The sequence below is a fragment of the Pseudomonas sp. genome (genome assembly GCF_032058845.1).
Classification (GTDB): Bacteria; Pseudomonadota; Gammaproteobacteria; order Pseudomonadales; family Pseudomonadaceae; genus Aquipseudomonas.
Map to the genome: position 1 here is coordinate 1 of NZ_DAMCCR010000097.1, position 15,872 is coordinate 15,872.

The 15,872-nt window shown below is 64.2% G+C and carries 15 protein-coding genes; 7 read left to right on the plus strand and 8 right to left on the minus strand.

Annotated features, from left to right (window positions below; all coding sequences use genetic code 11):
* Nucleotides 1-431 (plus strand): acetyl-CoA carboxylase biotin carboxyl carrier protein subunit (locus RT028_RS16435; RefSeq protein ID WP_312936176.1); only part of this gene is annotated, 431 nt, incomplete at its 5' end.
* 126 nt (nucleotides 432-557) lie between these two features.
* Here RT028_RS16435 and RT028_RS16440 read toward each other — a convergent pair.
* Nucleotides 558-1,220: a LexA family transcriptional regulator gene (locus RT028_RS16440; RefSeq protein ID WP_312936177.1), complete on the minus strand. Its 663-nt coding sequence runs from the start codon at nucleotides 1,218-1,220 to the stop codon at nucleotides 558-560.
* A 131-nt stretch (nucleotides 1,221-1,351) separates the two neighbouring features.
* Here RT028_RS16440 and RT028_RS16445 point away from each other — a divergent pair, with 131 nt between their 5' ends.
* From RT028_RS16445 to RT028_RS16470, 6 genes are all read left to right on the plus strand, one after another.
* Nucleotides 1,352-1,657, plus strand: coding sequence for a DUF6124 family protein (locus RT028_RS16445; protein ID WP_312936178.1), 306 nt, complete (start codon nucleotides 1,352-1,354; stop codon nucleotides 1,655-1,657).
* Nucleotides 1,658-2,119: 462 nt separating this feature from the next.
* Nucleotides 2,120-2,635: a DUF4880 domain-containing protein gene (locus RT028_RS16450; RefSeq protein WP_312936179.1), complete on the plus strand. Its 516-nt coding sequence runs from the start codon at nucleotides 2,120-2,122 to the stop codon at nucleotides 2,633-2,635.
* Nucleotides 2,636-2,676: 41 nt separating this feature from the next.
* Complete coding sequence (locus tag RT028_RS16455) at nucleotides 2,677-3,825, plus strand: M14-type cytosolic carboxypeptidase (protein WP_312936180.1); 1,149 nt, start codon at nucleotides 2,677-2,679, stop codon at nucleotides 3,823-3,825.
* A 386-nt stretch (nucleotides 3,826-4,211) separates the two neighbouring features.
* Nucleotides 4,212-6,455 (plus strand): ATP-binding protein, encoded by a 2,244-nt coding sequence (locus RT028_RS16460; protein WP_312936181.1) that lies wholly within the window; start codon nucleotides 4,212-4,214, stop codon nucleotides 6,453-6,455.
* A gap of 16 nt (nucleotides 6,456-6,471) precedes the next feature.
* Nucleotides 6,472-6,933 carry a response regulator gene (locus RT028_RS16465; RefSeq protein ID WP_312936182.1) on the plus strand — a complete coding sequence of 154 codons (462 nt, stop codon included), beginning with the start codon at nucleotides 6,472-6,474 and terminating at the stop codon, nucleotides 6,931-6,933.
* A gap of 10 nt (nucleotides 6,934-6,943) precedes the next feature.
* Nucleotides 6,944-9,334 carry a response regulator gene (locus RT028_RS16470; RefSeq protein WP_312936183.1) on the plus strand — a complete coding sequence of 797 codons (2,391 nt, stop codon included), beginning with the start codon at nucleotides 6,944-6,946 and terminating at the stop codon, nucleotides 9,332-9,334.
* Nucleotides 9,335-9,391: 57 nt separating this feature from the next.
* On the opposite strand, the gene RT028_RS16475 is transcribed toward RT028_RS16470, so the two are convergent.
* The 7 genes from RT028_RS16475 to RT028_RS16505 all read right to left on the minus strand — a co-directional run.
* Nucleotides 9,392-10,534 carry a PQQ-dependent sugar dehydrogenase gene (locus tag RT028_RS16475; RefSeq protein WP_312936184.1) on the minus strand — a complete coding sequence of 381 codons (1,143 nt, stop codon included), beginning with the start codon at nucleotides 10,532-10,534 and terminating at the stop codon, nucleotides 9,392-9,394.
* 35 nt (nucleotides 10,535-10,569) lie between these two features.
* A complete protein-coding gene (locus tag RT028_RS16480) occupies nucleotides 10,570-10,905 on the minus strand; it encodes a hypothetical protein (protein ID WP_312936185.1) in 336 nt (111 codons plus the stop codon).
* 413 nt (nucleotides 10,906-11,318) lie between these two features.
* Nucleotides 11,319-12,710, minus strand: a complete 1,392-nt coding sequence (gene cysG, locus RT028_RS16485; RefSeq protein WP_312936186.1) for a siroheme synthase CysG — start codon at nucleotides 12,708-12,710, stop codon at nucleotides 11,319-11,321.
* A complete protein-coding gene (gene serS, locus RT028_RS16490) occupies nucleotides 12,711-13,991 on the minus strand; it encodes a serine--tRNA ligase (protein ID WP_312936187.1) in 1,281 nt (426 codons plus the stop codon).
* 29 nt (nucleotides 13,992-14,020) lie between these two features.
* A complete protein-coding gene (crcB, locus tag RT028_RS16495; RefSeq protein WP_312936188.1) occupies nucleotides 14,021-14,395 on the minus strand; it encodes a fluoride efflux transporter CrcB in 375 nt (124 codons plus the stop codon).
* The gene (locus RT028_RS16500; protein WP_312936189.1) at nucleotides 14,392-15,717 is read right to left on the minus strand and encodes a replication-associated recombination protein A; all 1,326 of its coding nucleotides are present in this window, start codon (nucleotides 15,715-15,717) and stop codon (nucleotides 14,392-14,394) included. The genes crcB and RT028_RS16500 overlap by 4 nt, the downstream gene beginning before the upstream one ends.
* Before the next feature lie 12 nt (nucleotides 15,718-15,729).
* On the minus strand, nucleotides 15,730-15,872 hold a 143-nt coding region (locus RT028_RS16505), incomplete at its 5' end, for an outer-membrane lipoprotein carrier protein LolA (protein WP_312936190.1).

Genomic DNA, 15,872 nt, shown 5'->3' on the forward strand with positions numbered 1-15,872 from the left:
TGGTGGCGCTGCAGTGCGACGGTGTCGAGCGGGTGGTCGAACTGCCTGCAGCCGACGCGGCAGCGTCGCCGCATCCGGCCCCGCAGGCGCGCGAGCCTCAGGCGCTACGCCGGGGCGATACGCTGTATCTGCACTGGCAATCCGACTGGTACGCACTGCGCACGTTTGATCCCGCCTGGCATGCCCCAGGCGACGCGGCGCAGGCGGGAGGGCTCAGCGCACCCATGAACGGCAGCATCGTGCGGGTGCAGGTGGCGCCGGGGGAGCGGGTCGAAGCCGGCGCGGTGTTGGTCATACTGGAGGCGATGAAGATGGAGCACAGCATTCGCGCGCCCCACGCGGGAACGGTCAGTGCGCTGCTGTGCAAGGAAGGGGACATGGTCAGCGAGGGCGCTCTGCTGGTGGCGCTGGAGGCCGGCGACGGCGCGTAGCGGTGTTCAGGCGCGGCGGCCACCGTTTACATGCGGTGGGCCGCCCAAGCCGGCGTTACGAAAGGTTGGATGAGATACCTGCGCCGCTTGTGTCTGCAAACGCTGCCAGACGGTGCGGCCGAGCGATCAGTGCACGCCGTGGGATCGCACCACGACGCCGAGTATCTCCAGGTCATGGCCGCACAAGAGCTTGGGATAGGTGGGGTTGAGCGGTCGCAGATACCGTTGCCCGCCATCTTCGACCAGTTGCCTGAACATCGCCGCCGTACCCTGCTGACGAGCAATGACCAGCTTTCCGGGTGCAGCCGGCACGCCGGGATCGACCAGAATCAGCATGTTTTCCGGCACGCTGGGGCCGGTAGTGGCACTCATCAAGTCACCTTCGATACGCAACCAGAACGCCAGGCCCTGGGCGCAGTAGTCGGTCTGCTCGGTGACGATGCTGGTGGCAGGACGCGGGCCGTCGAGCTCGGCCCAGGCCAGCACCGGGTACTGAAAGCACAGGAGGTATTGCGAGGCAATGTCGTCCTCGGCCTCAGCGCCTGTTGGGCCGTACTGCGCAGAGCGCTCGGCGATGGTCGTGACGGGCGCAATCTGCAGCGTCACCTGCAGGTGGGGCATGCCCAAAGCCACCAGCACCTTGTTCATCATGTCGATCTTGGGCGTACGCGTGCCACGTAGCCAGTGGCCAACGCCACCCTGAGTGACCCCGACGCGTTCGGCCAGCTGTTCTTGCGACAGGCCTAGCTCACGCAGTTTCTGCTTTACCAATGCGATCCATTTATCCATCGCCCGCACGATACGGGCTGGCCCGCTGCGCTCAATACACAATTGGTATTATTTATAACAAACCCATCTAATACCCTACGTACTATAGTTAGCAAACATTCCCCCTCCGCTCACCACCAATTGGTAACAGGATGAAACCTACGACATATTCAGATAAGGATCTCGACAGCGAAGCCGCGCGCCGAGCACTGGACTACTACCTCAATCCCACGGCGGCCAGTACCGCTGTCGATCGCACGCCCTGGACCGTTCGCGACGACGTCACCCCCGACATGATCGATGCCCACGTCATGAATCTGCTGCGCAGCGCAGCCGCTACCGCATGCGAAAGCGCCACGCATCAGCAAGGTAATGTGCGGGAAGTGATGTATGCGCTGATGCACATGATCAACATGGCCAGGTCGCTGCTCGAGCAACGCCACTCTCAGGACAGTTGAACGCTGGACAGGATCGAAGCAGCGCGGGCGCGTTGCCGAAGACGGGTGCCATACCTGCAACGCTGAAACCAGGAAGTGCTCAGGCGTTTTTATTTCGCCGGGTCGTTAAAAATCATTTGACTGCCAAATGATAACGATTATTATTGCACTCAGCGGGTCGAGAGACCTGCTGGATAATCCGAAGCCCTTAGGTCGGGCGCTCTGATTATCTCCTCATCAGGCTAATCACGGTTTTTGACCCAGCTTTGCTGGGTCTTTTTTTTGGATGCTTCTTTGCTGCTCTTCAGGCTAATGAAGAAGGGTTACTGCGTGAATGGCCGGATGATAGCAAAGCTCAGTGGACTCAGGAACGTCTACGGCGGGGTTTTGCCGAATCAGCACTTGAGAATCAATCTCGTTTAGATTAAGCTCGCGTTGCGTCACGGAAGATGCCCCCATCCCCTGCCGAGCAAGGAGCTGCCCATGAATCGTCTGACCTTGTCGTTGCCACAACGCCCGCCGGCCGCTGCCGAGCCCTTTGACGACAGGCTGTTGCAACGGTTGAAGCGCCTTCCCCGCCGCACCCGACAAGTGTTCCTGCTCAGTCGCCTGGACCAGCTCGACTTCAGTCAGATCGCCCTGCGCCTGGACCTCACCGTCCGTTGTGTCGAGCAACTGATGAATCAGGCGCTGCTGAGCAGCCTGCCGCCCGGCAGCCCATTCAGAGGCGAGGCCTGCCACTGGTACGTGAGGCTGCAAAGCCCTGCCGCGACCGCCTGCGAACGCATCGACTTCCGCCGCTGGCTCGATGCCTCGCCCGCGCACCTGCAAGCGTTTCACGACACCGAACTGCACTGGCGCACCCTGCTTGAACCCGCACGCCTGCTGGGCGAGCGCAGCAGCTACCGACATGGCCGCGCGGCGCTATCGCTCGGCGGCTGTTCATTGGCAGCGGGGTTGGCCATAGCGACGCTGCTGGCTTTCGGGCTGGGGGCCTGAGGGGTACAGTACCGGCACAATAACGCCAGAGGAGCTTGGCAATGGCCGTGACGCTACCCCCACTGCACATCGACTGCGACTTCGATTCCGGCAACATCCAGGTTGTCGATGCCGGCGACCCGCGCCAGGTGCGCCTGAACATTCGCCCGGATACCCATAGCGACCACTTCCAGTGGTTTCACTTCAGCGCCTCGGGGCTCACGCCGGGGCAGCGCCATCGCTTCAGCCTGGAAAACGCCAGCCAGTCGTCCTATCCCAACGCCTGGAGCGGCTATCACGCGGTGGGCTCGTACGACCAGCAGACTTGGTTCCGCGTCCCCAGCCAATTTGACGGCACAGCCCTGCACATCGACCTCGACGCCGAGCAGGCGCAGGTCTGGCTGGCCTATTTCGAACCCTACCCACGCGCCCGGCACAACCAGTTGATCGAACGCGCCCGGCATAGTCCCGGCGTGACCCTGCTGGCCAGCGGGCGCAGCGTGCAGGGCCGGGAAATTCCGCTGCTGCGTGTGGGCGATGGCGCACCGGGCAAACGCAAGCTATGGCTGATCGCCCAGCAGCACCCGGGCGAGCACATGGCCGAGTGGTTCATGGAGGGGGTGATCGACTGCCTGGCGCACAATGACGCCAAGACCCAGCAGTTGCTTGCAGCCGCCGACCTCTACCTGATCTGCAACATGAATCCGGACGGCGCCTACCACGGCCACCTGCGCACCAACTACGCGGGCCAGGACCTCAACCGCGCCTGGCAGGCGCCCAGCATCGAGCGCAGCCCGGAAGTGGTGTTTGCCCAGACGCAGATGAAGCAGTACGGCGTCGATGCGTTCATCGACGTGCACGGTGACGAGGAAATCCCTCACGTGTTCACTGCAGCCTGTGAAGGCAACCCCGGGTACACGCCGCGCCTGGCCACACTCGAAACCCTCTTTCGCGACACCCTGTGCGACCTCACTGCTGACTTCCAGCAAGTCCACGGCTACCCCCGCAGCGCGCCTGGCCGGGCCAACCTGACGCTGGCCGCCAATGCCGTCGGGCACGCCCATGACTGCCTGTCGCTGACCCTGGAAATGCCGTTCAAGGACCATGACGACGCCCCCAACCCCCTGACGGGCTGGTCCGGGGCACGCGCCAAGGCGCTGGCCGCTGCGGTGCTCGAGACCTTGCGCCGGCTCACTCGCGAGCTGCGCTGAAGCGAACCGATCGCGCGGTATCGAGCGCAGCGATGCCGCTCGATACCGACCACCGCCACACCCTCGCCATCGATGAGCTGATCCGCTCACCTGCGTACGCAGCCCCCCTCAATCGAGTACCTGGCCACCCGGATTGGTGCCCTTGTACAACCCCAGTCACCCCTCACACCCCAGGCGTTAGGCACCTTCATGCGTTTCACTGCGCGCGATTGCGAAAAAAACTTGTACAAAAGCCCCATCAACGTAGAACCTAGCCCGATGCCTGGCCTCAAATGGCCACATTTCAGCGATCAAATCGGACTTTTCTGATAACGTGGGCGCACTATTCCCTTCCTTTTTATGACCTGCTGCGGCCTGACCACGTGCCCACGAACGGAGAGTGTTCATTGACAACTGCCCAGAGTGCCTTCGACCAAGCGGTCGAACGCTGCGCCCAGGAGCCGATACAGGTTCCGGGCAGCATCCAGCCGCAGGGATTCATGCTGGTACTGGACGAACAGACCTTGCGCGTCGTGCAGGCCAGCGAGAACGCCCAGCGCTGGCTGGGCAGCAGCGCCCAGCAGTTGCTCGATCAGCCGTTCGCCGCGTTGCTCGAGGCGGGCTTCGACCTCAGCGCGCAACTGCAACAGCTCCCGGATGACGACGTCTTTCCGTTCCACGTTGCCGACGTCCGCCTGCACGCCCAGGCGTCCTACAGCCAACCTCTGCGCCTGCTGATGCACCGCCACGATCACGCCCTGATTGCCGAACTCGAGCCGTGCGGCGCCTCCACCCGGGCCGACTTTCACCCGTTGGTGCGCAGTTTCGTCGGCAGCCTGCACCAGGCCGCGAACCTTGAAGAGCTGCTGGAACAGTCAGTGCGGCAGATCAAGCGCCTGACCGGATTCGGCCGGGTCAAGGCCTACCGCTTCGACGCCGAGGGCAACGGCCTGGTCATGGCCGAAGCGGTCGACGCGGGCTACCCCAGTTATCGGGGCCTGTGCTTTCCCGCCTCGGATATTCCGCGTCAGGCCCGCGAGCTGTACCGGATCAACCGCATTCGCTTGATCCAGGACGCCACCTACGAGCCGTCGCCATTGCTGCCCACCCTCAATCCAGTGACCGGCAAGCCGCTGGACATGAGCTTTGCGGCCCTGCGCAGTGTCTCTCCGGTGCACCTGCAGTACATGCGCAACATGGGCACGCTGGCCTCGATGTCATTGTCGATCGTGGTCGACAACCAGCTCTGGGGATTGATCTCGTGCCACCATGCCGAGCCGCGTCCGGTGGATTTCCAGACCCGTACCGCCTGCGAGCTGTTGGCCAGTGTGCTGTCGTTGCAGATCGAATCCCGCGAATCGCACACCAATACCCGCCAGTTGCTCGACCTGCGCCGGCACATCGTGCGCATGCTGTCGTCGATGGCCGACCGCGACAGCGTCAACGAAGGCTTGCTGGCGTTACCTGAGGTCATGCTCGATTTCGCCAGTGCCAGTGGTGTTGCCATCATCAGCGCCGAACGCTGTGACCTGATCGGCAGCACGCCGCCCGAATCCCATGTACTCGCCCTGGTCCACTGGTTGAGCCAGCGCGACGAAGAAGGCGTGTTCCACACCGATAACGTGCAGCGTGACATCCCCCTGCTTCCCGAGCTGGCCGGCTATGTCGGCGGCGTGCTGGCCGTGGCGATTTCGCAGATCCATTCGCACTACCTGTTGTGGTTCCGCGCAGAGCAGGTGCGCACGGTCGACTGGGCCGGGCGCCCGGAAAAGCTGATCAACGACGCCACCGGCAGCCTCAGCCCGCGCCACAGCTTCGAGCTCTGGCACGAAGAAATCCGCGGTTTCTGCACGCCTTGGCACCCGTTGATCATCGAAGGCGTGCTGGAGCTGCGCATCGCCGTGCTCGGCATCGTGCTGCGCAAGGCTGAAGAACTGGCGCAACTGGCCGGTGAGCTCAAGCGCTCCAACAAAGAGCTCGAAGCGTTTTCCTACAGCGTGTCCCACGACCTGCGTGCGCCGCTGCGGCACATCGCCGGTTACAGCGAGCTGCTTGGCGAGTTCGAGGGGCAGAACCTCTCCGAACGTGGCCAGCGCTTCCTGCAACACATCGAAGAAGCCGCCAATTTTGCCGGCACGCTGGTGGACAACCTGCTCAATTTCTCGCAGATGGGCCGCTCGGCGCTGCGCATGTCCGACGTCGACCTCAACGCGCTGGTCGACACCATCCGCACCGAGTCCGCGCCCGACTACGTCGGCCGCGACATCGTCTGGGAGATTGCCCCACTGCCCAAGGTGATCGCTGATCCGGCGTTCATCAACATGGTGCTGCAGAATCTGATCTCCAACGCCGTCAAGTACACCCGCAGCCGCACGCCTGCACGCATCGAAATCGGCGCCTACGAGCACGACGATGAAGTGGAGATCTACGTGCGTGACAACGGCGTCGGCTTCGACATGGCGTATGCCAACAAACTGTTCGGGGTGTTCCAGCGCCTGCACCGCATGGAAGACTTCGAAGGCACCGGCATTGGCCTGGCCAGTGTGCGCCGCATCGTCGAGCGTCACGAAGGCCGTGTCTGGGCCAACGGCGAAATTGACCGGGGTGCGACGTTCCATTTCGCCCTCCCCCTACACCCCCTGCAAGCTTGAGGGAACCGTACCGATCATGCTCAAACCCATACTGTTGGTCGAAGACAACCCTAAGGACCTGGAGTTGACCCTCGTCGCGCTGGAGCGCAGCCAGCTGGCCAATGAAGTCATCGTGCTGCGCGATGGCGCCGACGCCCTCGACTACCTGCTGCGCCGCAATGCCTATAGCGATCGTGACGACGGCAACCCCGCCGTCCTGCTGCTGGACCTGAAACTGCCGAAGGTCGACGGCCTTGAAGTGCTCGAAGCGGTGCGCTCGACGCCCGAACTGCGCAGCATTCCGACCGTGATGCTGACCTCCTCGCGCGAGGAACCGGACCTGCAGCGTGCCTATGCGCTGGGCGTCAACGCCTACGTCGTCAAGCCTGTGGAATTCAAGGAGTTCGTCACGGCCATCTCTGACCTTGGGGTGTTCTGGGCCGTGCTCAACGAGCCGCCGCCCGGCTCGCTGCGCCTGTCTCGCCGCAGCACGTCTTGAGGCCCGCTGGATGCAGGAAAAGTCGCTGAAACTACTGCTGGTCGAAGACAGTTCGATGGATGCCGAACTGACCCTGATGCGCCTGGAACGCAGTGGCCTGCACATGCAGGCCACACTGATGTTCGACCATGCCGGCGTTGAAAACGCTCTGCGTACAGACAGTTTCGATCTGATCCTGTGCGACTGCGTGTTACCCAGCTCGTCCGGCACCCAGGTGCTGGCCATTGCGCAGCGGCTCGCCCCGGACACCCCGTTCATCTTCCTCTCCGGCATTTACGGTGAAGAACATGCGGTGGAGATGATCCGCCTGGGCGCAACGGACTATGTGCTGAAGAAAAACCTGTCGCTGCTGCCCAAGGCGGTGCGCCGGGCCCTGACCGAAGTACAGGAACGTCAGCGTCGGCATACCGCCGAAGAAGCCCTGGCAGACGTCGAGGCACGCGCACGTATCGCCATCGACGCCGCGGGCATGGGCACCTGGGACCTGCGCCCGGTGGACGGCATCCTGCGCTGGGATGAGCGCGCCAAAGCGCTGTTCGGCTTGCCCGTGGACAGCGACGTGACCCTGCAGATGTTCTACGACGGCATCTACCCCGAGGACCTCGAGCAGGTCCGCGCCGCCGTCAACCAGGCCATGCACCCGGACAGCGATGGCCTGTACCGCGCCGAATTCCGCATCGCCCGTCCCGATCAGCAGGAACCCCACTGGCTGCTCAGCAGCGGCCAGGCGCGTTTCGTCGATGGCGAGTGCGTGCGCTTTTCCGGGGTCATGCAGGACATCCATCAACAACGCCAGGCCACACTGGGCCTCAAGCAGATCAACGAGATGCTCGGCGAGCGCGTCGAGCGGCGCACTCGCGAGCGCGACCGCGCCTGGGAGCTGTCCCAGGATTTGCTGGCAGTCCTGAACAACGACCTCACTCCGGTCGCGCTCAATCCGGCCTGGGAAGCGACGCTGGGCATCAGCCGCGAACGCCTGAGTCAGATGTCGCTCGTGCAACTGATCCCCGAACCCGAACAGCAGGCATTCCTCAGCGAGCTGGCAATGCTGGCGCAAGGCCGTACCAATGCGCGCTTCGTCGGCCGGATGCAGCATGTCAGCGGCCACCAGCGCTGGCTGTCGTGGGTGGTGGTGCGTGAAGACAATCTGCTGTATGTGGTCGCCCGCGACATCACCAGCGAACGCGAGTCGGCGCTGGGCTTGGCCGAGGCCAACGCCCGCCTGCGCGAGCAGATCGCCGAGCGCGAGCGTATCGAGGCGGCCTTGCAACAGATGCAGCGCCTCGAAGCCGTGGGCCAGCTCACCGCTGGCGTAGCCCACGACTTCAACAATCTGCTCACGGTGATCATCACAGGTTCCAGCTTCCTGGAGCGCGACCTGAACAAACCCGACCTCACCAAAGCCCGCACACGCTTGCAGCACATCCGTGAGGCCGGCGAGCGCGGCGCCAAGCTGACCGCGCAGTTGCTGGCCTTCTCCCGCCGCCAGCGCCTGGACCCGGTGGCGCTGAACCTCAACCGCACCCTCGACGGCGTGGAAGACCTGCTGCAACGCTCCCTGGGTGGCAATATCTCGGTCCGTCTCGATCTCGACCCCGAGCTGTGGCAGGCCATGACCGACCCGACCCAGACCGAGATGATCATTCTCAACCTGGCCATCAACGCCCGCGATGCCATGCCCGACGGCGGGCAACTGGTGCTGACCACGCGCAATACCCTGCTCAGCGAGCCAGCCCGGCGCCCGGAAGATCCCGAACCCGGCGAGTACGTGATGCTGGCCATCCGCGACACGGGCTCGGGCATGAGCGACGAGGTGGTGGCCAAGGTTTTCGAGCCGTTCTTCACCACCAAGGACATCGGCAAGGGCTCAGGCCTCGGCCTGGCCCAGGTGTTCGGCTTCGCCAAGCAATCAGGCGGCGGGGTGCGCATCGACACGGCGCTGGGCAAAGGTACGCAGGTCAGCGTCTACCTGCCTGCTGTGCGTGAACTGCCGGCCATCGAGCCCAGCGTGGCGCCGCCGCTCAGCATGCTGGAGGACAGCGGCCTGGACCGCAACGTGCTGCTGGTGGACGACGATCACCTGGTGCGCGACTTGCTGGGCGATGTCCTGCGCCAATATGGCTACCGCGTGCGCCAGGCACACAGCGGCGAACAGGCCCTGGCCCTGCTGGATGATCAGATCGACGTGCTGGTCACCGACTTCGCCATGCCGGAATTCAACGGAGGGCAGCTGGCCTGCGCGGTGCGAGAACGTTTCCCGCACCTGCCGGTGATTTTCCTGACCGGTTACGCGGAGCTGCAGGGGCTGGATCTGCCCAGCAGCCTGGTGATGCAGAAGCCCGTTCAGCCACAGGTGCTGGCGCAGGCCCTGAAGGATCTGCTGGCGCTGTCCGACGCCTGAGACACGCCTGCACTCAGCTCCGGTCGGCCGCAGCGCCGAGCCGACCGGGCGCCAGGCTCACTGCGCCAGACCCACCTTGAGCAGCACGCCGTCCTTGGCATCCGTGAGCACGTACAGGTAGCCATCCGGCCCGACCCGCACATCGCGGATGCGCGTTTTCAGCTCGCTCAACATGCGCTCCTCATGCACCACCTTGTCACCTTTGAGTTCAAGGCGAATCAGCTCTTTGGTCGCCAATGCGCCGATGAACAGGTTGTGGTCCCAGGCCGTGAACGTGGGGTTGTCGTAAAAAGCCATGCCACTGATACCCGGCGACTTTTCCCACACATGATGGGGGTCCTGCATGCCCTCGACGTGCTTGCCCTGGGCCTCGGGGATCGGTTCGCCGGAGTAATTGATGCCGTGGGTAGCGATCGGCCAACCGTAGTTCTTGCCGGCTTGCGGAATGTTGATCTCGTCGCCACCGCGCGGGCCGTGCTCGTGGGTCCAGACCTGATCGGTCCATGGATTCAGTGCTGCGCCTTGCTGGTTGCGATGGCCGAATGACCAGATTTCCGGCTTCACATTGCTCTGGCCCACGAAAGGATTGTCTTTGGGCACTTCACCATCAGGCAGCAGACGCACCAGCTTGCCCTGCAGCTTGTCCAGATCCTGGGCGGTGGCGCGCTGGTTGTTTTCACCCAGCGCGATGAACAGGTAGCCCTCCCGGTCGAAGACCAGGCGCGAGCCGAAGTGATTGCCTTCTGACAGCTTGGGCGTCTGGCGGAAGATCACATTGAAGTGCTCCAGGCGCGTGCGGTCCTCCGACAGCTGGCCACGGCCAACTGCGGTGCCGGCCTTGCCATCGTCACCGACTTCGGCGAATGAGAGGTACACCGTGCGGTCCGTGGGGAAGCTTGGCGACAGCACCACGTCGAGCAAGCCGCCCTGCCCTTCGTACCAGACCTTGGGCACACCTGAAATCGCCGGCCCGACCCTGCCGTCGGCGCTGATGATCCGCAGATTGCCGGGCCGCTCGGTCACCAGCATGTCCGTGCCGCCTGGCAGGAACGCCAGGGCCCAGGGCTGGCGCAGCCCCTCGGCCACGGTATTGACGGTCAGTTCCCCGTCTTCACTGGGCAGGCGCTGTTCACTGGCGGCGTGGGCCAGCAGTGGAAACAGGGCGGCGGCGGTAAGGGTGGTCAACACGCGTGGCAGCATGCTCGGTTCCTTCGAGTGGGGTTAACAGTGGGGATTCACGGCGCGCGCGGCGTATCACGCGGCGGGCGGGTGGGTTCCAGGTTGGGCGTGCGTTGTTCGCGTCGCAGGTTGTCGCCGTTGCCGACACCGCGGTTGTCGAGGGTCGGCGGCGTAAGGCGCGGCTGAGTGGACGGGCCACGCAGCGGCGGCGTCGCCGGCACGCTGCCCTGACGGCTGTTGGGGTTGGCGCGCTGGATCGGGCTGGGATAGGGGTTGGCGGTGGGTGACTGAATGCGTTCATTGGCAGCCACCTGCACGCTGTCCGCAACGCTGACGGCGGGTACGCTGACCATGAAGCTGAGCAGCAGCGCTGCCAGTGTTGTAGTACGCATACTCCACCTCGTGTACGAATGGTCGTGTTCAGAGGGTTGGAGGGCGGAAACGTCGACAGGTTCGCTGGAAAAGCCCAGGACGGGCGAGTGGCGATGATTCGTGATGTTTCAAACGCTCGGCGCCTGGCATGGGGGCTCGCTGAGCCTGTAGAGATATGTCGCGCGATTTCCCCTCTCGAACCTGCAGCGTGGCGCCGCTGATGATCGCCAGGCGCCCCGCGATCACGCGCAAGTCGTGGCTGGCGCAATGCCGAGCCTCCCTGCAGCGATCGTTGCAGTCGTGGCGCGTCGGTTTGCCGGTTGCATGCGCGGCACGGCAAGGCAGCCGGTCACTGCACACTGCCGTGCACGGCTGTCCTCGTGCAGAGCAGGTGCCACGTGGGCGTTTCCAGCATGCCTGGGAGCGTACAGGCTCAGGTCCGCTCCGCGCCTTCGAACCAGGCCAGCTTTTCGCGCAGTTGCACCACCTCACCGACGATCACCAAGGTCGGAGCATGCACTTCATGGCGCGCCACCAGGTCCGGAAGATCGGCCAGGGTGCCGGTGAACACCCGCTGATTGCGCGTGGTGCCCTGTTGCACCAGGGCAGCCGGCGTCGTGGCCGCGCGGCCATGGGCGATCAGCTCGGCGCAGATGGTCGGCAGGCCGACCAGGCCCATGTAAAACACCAGCGTCTGGTTGGCCGCCACCAGGTCATTCCACGGCAGGTTGCTGCTGCCGTCTTTCAAGTGCCCGGTGACGAAGCGCACCGATTGCGCGTGGTCACGGTGGGTCAAGGGAATGCCGGCGTACGAGGAACAACCGCTGGCGGCGGTAATGCCCGGCACTACCTGGAAGGGAATGCCGTGCTCAGCCAGTTCTTCGATCTCTTCCCCGCCGCGCCCGAAAATGAACGGATCGCCGCCTTTCAAGCGCAGTACCCGTTTGCCCTGACTGGCCAATTCGACCAGCAGGCGGTTGATCTGGTCCTGCGGCACGGCGTGCTCGGCGCGGCGCTTGCCCACATAGATACGCTCGGCATCGCGCCGGCACATGTCGATGATCTCAGGCGCAACCAGACGGTCATACAGCACCACATCGGCCTGCTGCATCAAGCGCAGCGCACGGAAGGTCAGCAGGTCCGGGTCACCGGGGCCTGCACCGACCAGGTACACCTCGCCGCCTTTCTGTGCCGGCGCACCTTCGACCTTTTCGCGCAACAGACGCTCGGCTTCAGCGCCTTGGCCAGCCAGCTGACGCTCGGCAATCGGGCCCTGGAACACGTCTTCCCAGAATCCGCGACGCTGGTTGACGTCCGGATAGAGCGTTTTGACCCGATGGCGGAAACGCGCGGCGAGCCCGGCCAGCTCGCCGTAGGCCGCTGGAATCCAGGTTTCCAGCTTGGCCCGGATCAGCCGCGCCAGCACTGGCGCGTCGCCACCACTGGAGACGGCCACCACCAGCGGTGAACGGTCGACGATGGCAGGGAAGATCACCGTGCACAGCGCCGGGGCGTCGACCACGTTGACCGGCAGGCTGAGCGCCTGGGCATCGCTGGAGACCTGCGCATTGAGGGGCGCATCGTCCGTGGCAGCGATCACCAGGCGGCAGCCGTCCAGGTCGCCGACCTGATAGCCGCGCAGGCGCACTTCACCACCGCCCGCCACGACCATCTCGCGCAGTTGTGCATCGACCTGGGGCGCGACCACACGCAGCTCGGCACCGGCGTCGGCGAGCAGACGCGCCTTGCGCAGGGCAATCTCGCCCCCCCCGACCACCAATGCCCGACCGCCCTGCAGCTTGTGAAACAGCGGCAGGTAATCCATTTAGCGGATAACCTCTACGCCGCCCATGTAGGGCTTGAGCACCTCAGGCACACGAATCGAACCGTCGGCTTGCTGATAGTTTTCCAGCACGGCAACCAGGGTCCGGCCCACGGCCAGACCGGAACCATTGAGGGTGTGCACCAGTTCAGGCTTGCCGGTTTCCGGATTGCGCCAGCGCGCGCCCATGCGACGGGCCTGGAAATCACCGCAGTTGGAGCACGAGCTGATCTCGCGGTACTTGCCCTGGCTGGGCACCCAGACTTCCAGGTCGAATGTCTTGACCGCGCTGAAACCCATGTCTCCGGTGCACAGGGCCAGTACGCGATACGGCAGTTCCAGCGCTTGCAGCACACGTTCGGCGTTGCCGGTCAGGCTGTCCAGCGCATCCATGGAGGTCGCAGGCGCGACGATCTGTACCATCTCGACCTTGTCGAACTGGTGCTGGCGGATCATCCCGCGGGTATCGCGGCCCGACGCGCCGGCTTCACTGCGGAAGCACGGTGTATGTGCCACCAGTTTCAGCGGCAGTTGCCTGGCATCGAGGATCTCGCCGGCCACCAGGTTGGTCAGTGATACTTCGGCGGTCGGGATCAGGTAGAAGTCCGGCTCACCTTCACGGGTGATCTTGAACAGGTCTTCCTCGAACTTGGGCAACTGGCCGGTGCCTTGCAGCGCCGGCGCCTGGACCATGTACGGGGTGTAGGCCTCTTCGTAGCCGTGCTCGCTGGTGTGCAGGTTGATCATGAACTGCGCCAGTGCGCGGTGCAGGCGGGCGATCGGTCCGCGCAGTACCGCAAAGCGTGCGCCGGAGAGCTTGGCCGCTGTCTCGAAATCCAGGCCGCCGCTGACTTCGCCCAGGGCAACGTGATCCTTGACCTCGAAATCGAATGCGGCAGGCGTGCCCCAACGGCGCACTTCGACGTTCTCGTCTTCATCGGCGCCGACCGGAACGCTGGCGTCCGGCAGGTTGGGAAGCGTCAGCAGGATGCCGTCAAGCTCGGCCTGGATGGCGTCCAGCTCGGTCTTGCCATCGGCCAGCTCGCCAGCCATGCGCTCGACGTCAGCCATCAACGGTGCGATGTCCTCGCCCTTGGCCTTGGCGTGGCCGATCGACTTCGAGCGGGCGTTGCGTTCGGCCTGCAGCTGTTCGGTACGGGTCTGCACCGACTTGCGGCGCTCTTCCAGCGATTCGATGCGCGCGACATCCAGGCTGAAGCCACGGGTGGACAGGCGGTCCGCCACGTCCTGAAGTTGGCCGCGTAGCAGTTTGGCATCGAGCATAGCGTTCTCTCGTTATGTAATAGGTTGGTTCAAAGTCGGGTCAGGGCCAGCCCAGCCCAGGTGGCGAGCAGCCCGCCCACCACACTGAGGCTGGTATAGCCCAGCGCCAGGGCAATCTGCCCGCTTTCCAGCAGGCGCACGGTGTCCAGCGAAAAAGAGGAAAACGTTGTCAGGCCGCCGAGGAACCCGACGATCAGGCCAGCGCGCAACTCTACCGGCACCGAGGGCTTGAGCAGAAATAGCCCGTACAGCAGGCCAATCAGCAGGCACCCGACCAGATTGACGGCCAAGGTGCCCAGATAGAAATGCCTGGGCCAGTGCGCAACCACCCAGTTGCCGGTTGCAAAGCGCAACAGTGTACCGGCGATACCGCCGGCGGCAACGGCTGCGATCAAGGCAATCACGGTTTTCTCCGCTGCCGGGGGCTATTGCGGTCAAGATCGGCCAGGTGACGCAGCTTCTCGCCGATTTTCAGCTCCAGGCCCCGTGGCACCGGCTGATAGTAAGCGCGAGGCTCCAACTGCTCTGGAAAATAATCTTCGCCGGCAGCAAAAGCGTCCGGCTCGTCGTGGGCGTACCGGTATTCGTCGCCATAGCCCAGTTGCTTCATCAGCTTGGTGGGCGCGTTGCGCAGGTGCAGCGGCACCTCGAGCGAGCCGTGTTCAGCCGCCTCGCGCATGGCACGCTTGAAGCCGGTGTACACCGCATTGCTCTTGGGCGCACAGGCGAGGTAGGTGATGGCCTGTGCCACCGCCAGCTCACCCTCGGGGCTGCCCAGGCGCTCCTGCACATCCCAGGCCGCCAGGCACAGGCCCAAGGCGCGCGGGTCAGCGTTGCCGATGTCCTCGCTGGCCATGCGCACCACGCGCCGGGCGAGGTACAGCGGGTCGCAGCCGCCGTCGAGCATGCGCGCGAACCAATACAGCGCGGCATCCGGGCTGGAGCCCCGCACCGATTTGTGCAGCGCCGATATCTGGTCGTAGAACGCCTCGCCACCCTTGTCGAAACGGCGACGGCTGTCGCCCAGCAGGCTCTGCAGCATCTCCACGTCGATGGCCTCGCCATCTTCGGCCAGGTCGGACGCGTTCTCGAGGAAGTTGAGCATGCGCCGGCCATCACCATCGGCGGCCGCCAGAAGCATCTGGAAGGCCTCGTCACCGACGCGCAACCTGCGTTTGCCCAGGCCACGCTCTTCGCTCAAGGCGCGGTCGACCAGCTTACGCAAGGCGACTTCATCGAGGCTCTTGAGCACATACACCCGTGCCCGCGACAGCAGCGCGTTATTCAGCTCGAAAGACGGGTTTTCAGTGGTGGCGCCGATGAAGATCAGCGTGCCGTCCTCGACGAAGGGCAGGAAGGCATCCTGCTGAGACTTGTTGAAGCGGTGCACCTCGTCGACGAACAAAATAGTCCGTCGCCCGTATTGAGCGGCCTGCTGGCGGGCGACGTCCACCGCCTGGCGGATTTCCTTCACGCCAGCCAACACCGCCGATACGGTCTCGAAGTGGGCATCGCAGAACTGCGCCAGAAGCCGCGCCAAGGTGGTCTTGCCGACCCCGGGCGGCCCCCAGAAGATCATCGAATGCAGGGCACCCTGCTCCAGCGCCTCACGCAGCGGCTTGCCGCGGGCCAGCAAGTGCTCTTGCCCGACATACTCGTCCAGGCTGGCCGCGCGCATACGGGCGGCCAGGGGCTGAGCGACAGGTTCGCTGCGAAACAGGTCCATGATGAACTCGGGTTACTCCTGGATGATGTCCGCGCCTTTCGGGACATCGAAGCGGAAGCGGCTGTCGGGAACCGGCTGGTTGGCCTTGACCCCGTTGAAGAGGATGTTGGTGCGCTGGCCAACGCTGTCGATCAGCTGCATGTCATTGATCAGGC

Excerpts from the sequence above, each read along its gene's own strand:
- RT028_RS16440 (WP_312936177.1), bottom strand. The coding sequence starts at position 1,220 with ATGGATAAATGGATCGCATTGGTAAAGCAGAAACTGCGTGAGCTAGGC.
- RT028_RS16445 (WP_312936178.1), top strand. The coding sequence starts at position 1,352 with ATGAAACCTACGACATATTCAGATAAGGATCTCGACAGCGAAGCCGCG.
- RT028_RS16450 (WP_312936179.1), top strand. The coding sequence starts at position 2,120 with ATGAATCGTCTGACCTTGTCGTTGCCACAACGCCCGCCGGCCGCTGCC.
- RT028_RS16455 (WP_312936180.1), top strand. The coding sequence starts at position 2,677 with ATGGCCGTGACGCTACCCCCACTGCACATCGACTGCGACTTCGATTCC.
- RT028_RS16465 (WP_312936182.1), top strand. The coding sequence starts at position 6,472 with ATGCTCAAACCCATACTGTTGGTCGAAGACAACCCTAAGGACCTGGAG.
- RT028_RS16470 (WP_312936183.1), top strand. The coding sequence starts at position 6,944 with ATGCAGGAAAAGTCGCTGAAACTACTGCTGGTCGAAGACAGTTCGATG.
- RT028_RS16475 (WP_312936184.1), bottom strand. The coding sequence starts at position 10,534 with ATGCTGCCACGCGTGTTGACCACCCTTACCGCCGCCGCCCTGTTTCCA.
- RT028_RS16480 (WP_312936185.1), bottom strand. The coding sequence starts at position 10,905 with ATGCGTACTACAACACTGGCAGCGCTGCTGCTCAGCTTCATGGTCAGC.
- cysG (WP_312936186.1), bottom strand. The coding sequence starts at position 12,710 with ATGGATTACCTGCCGCTGTTTCACAAGCTGCAGGGCGGTCGGGCATTG.
- serS (WP_312936187.1), bottom strand. The coding sequence starts at position 13,991 with ATGCTCGATGCCAAACTGCTACGCGGCCAACTTCAGGACGTGGCGGAC.
- RT028_RS16500 (WP_312936189.1), bottom strand. The coding sequence starts at position 15,717 with ATGGACCTGTTTCGCAGCGAACCTGTCGCTCAGCCCCTGGCCGCCCGT.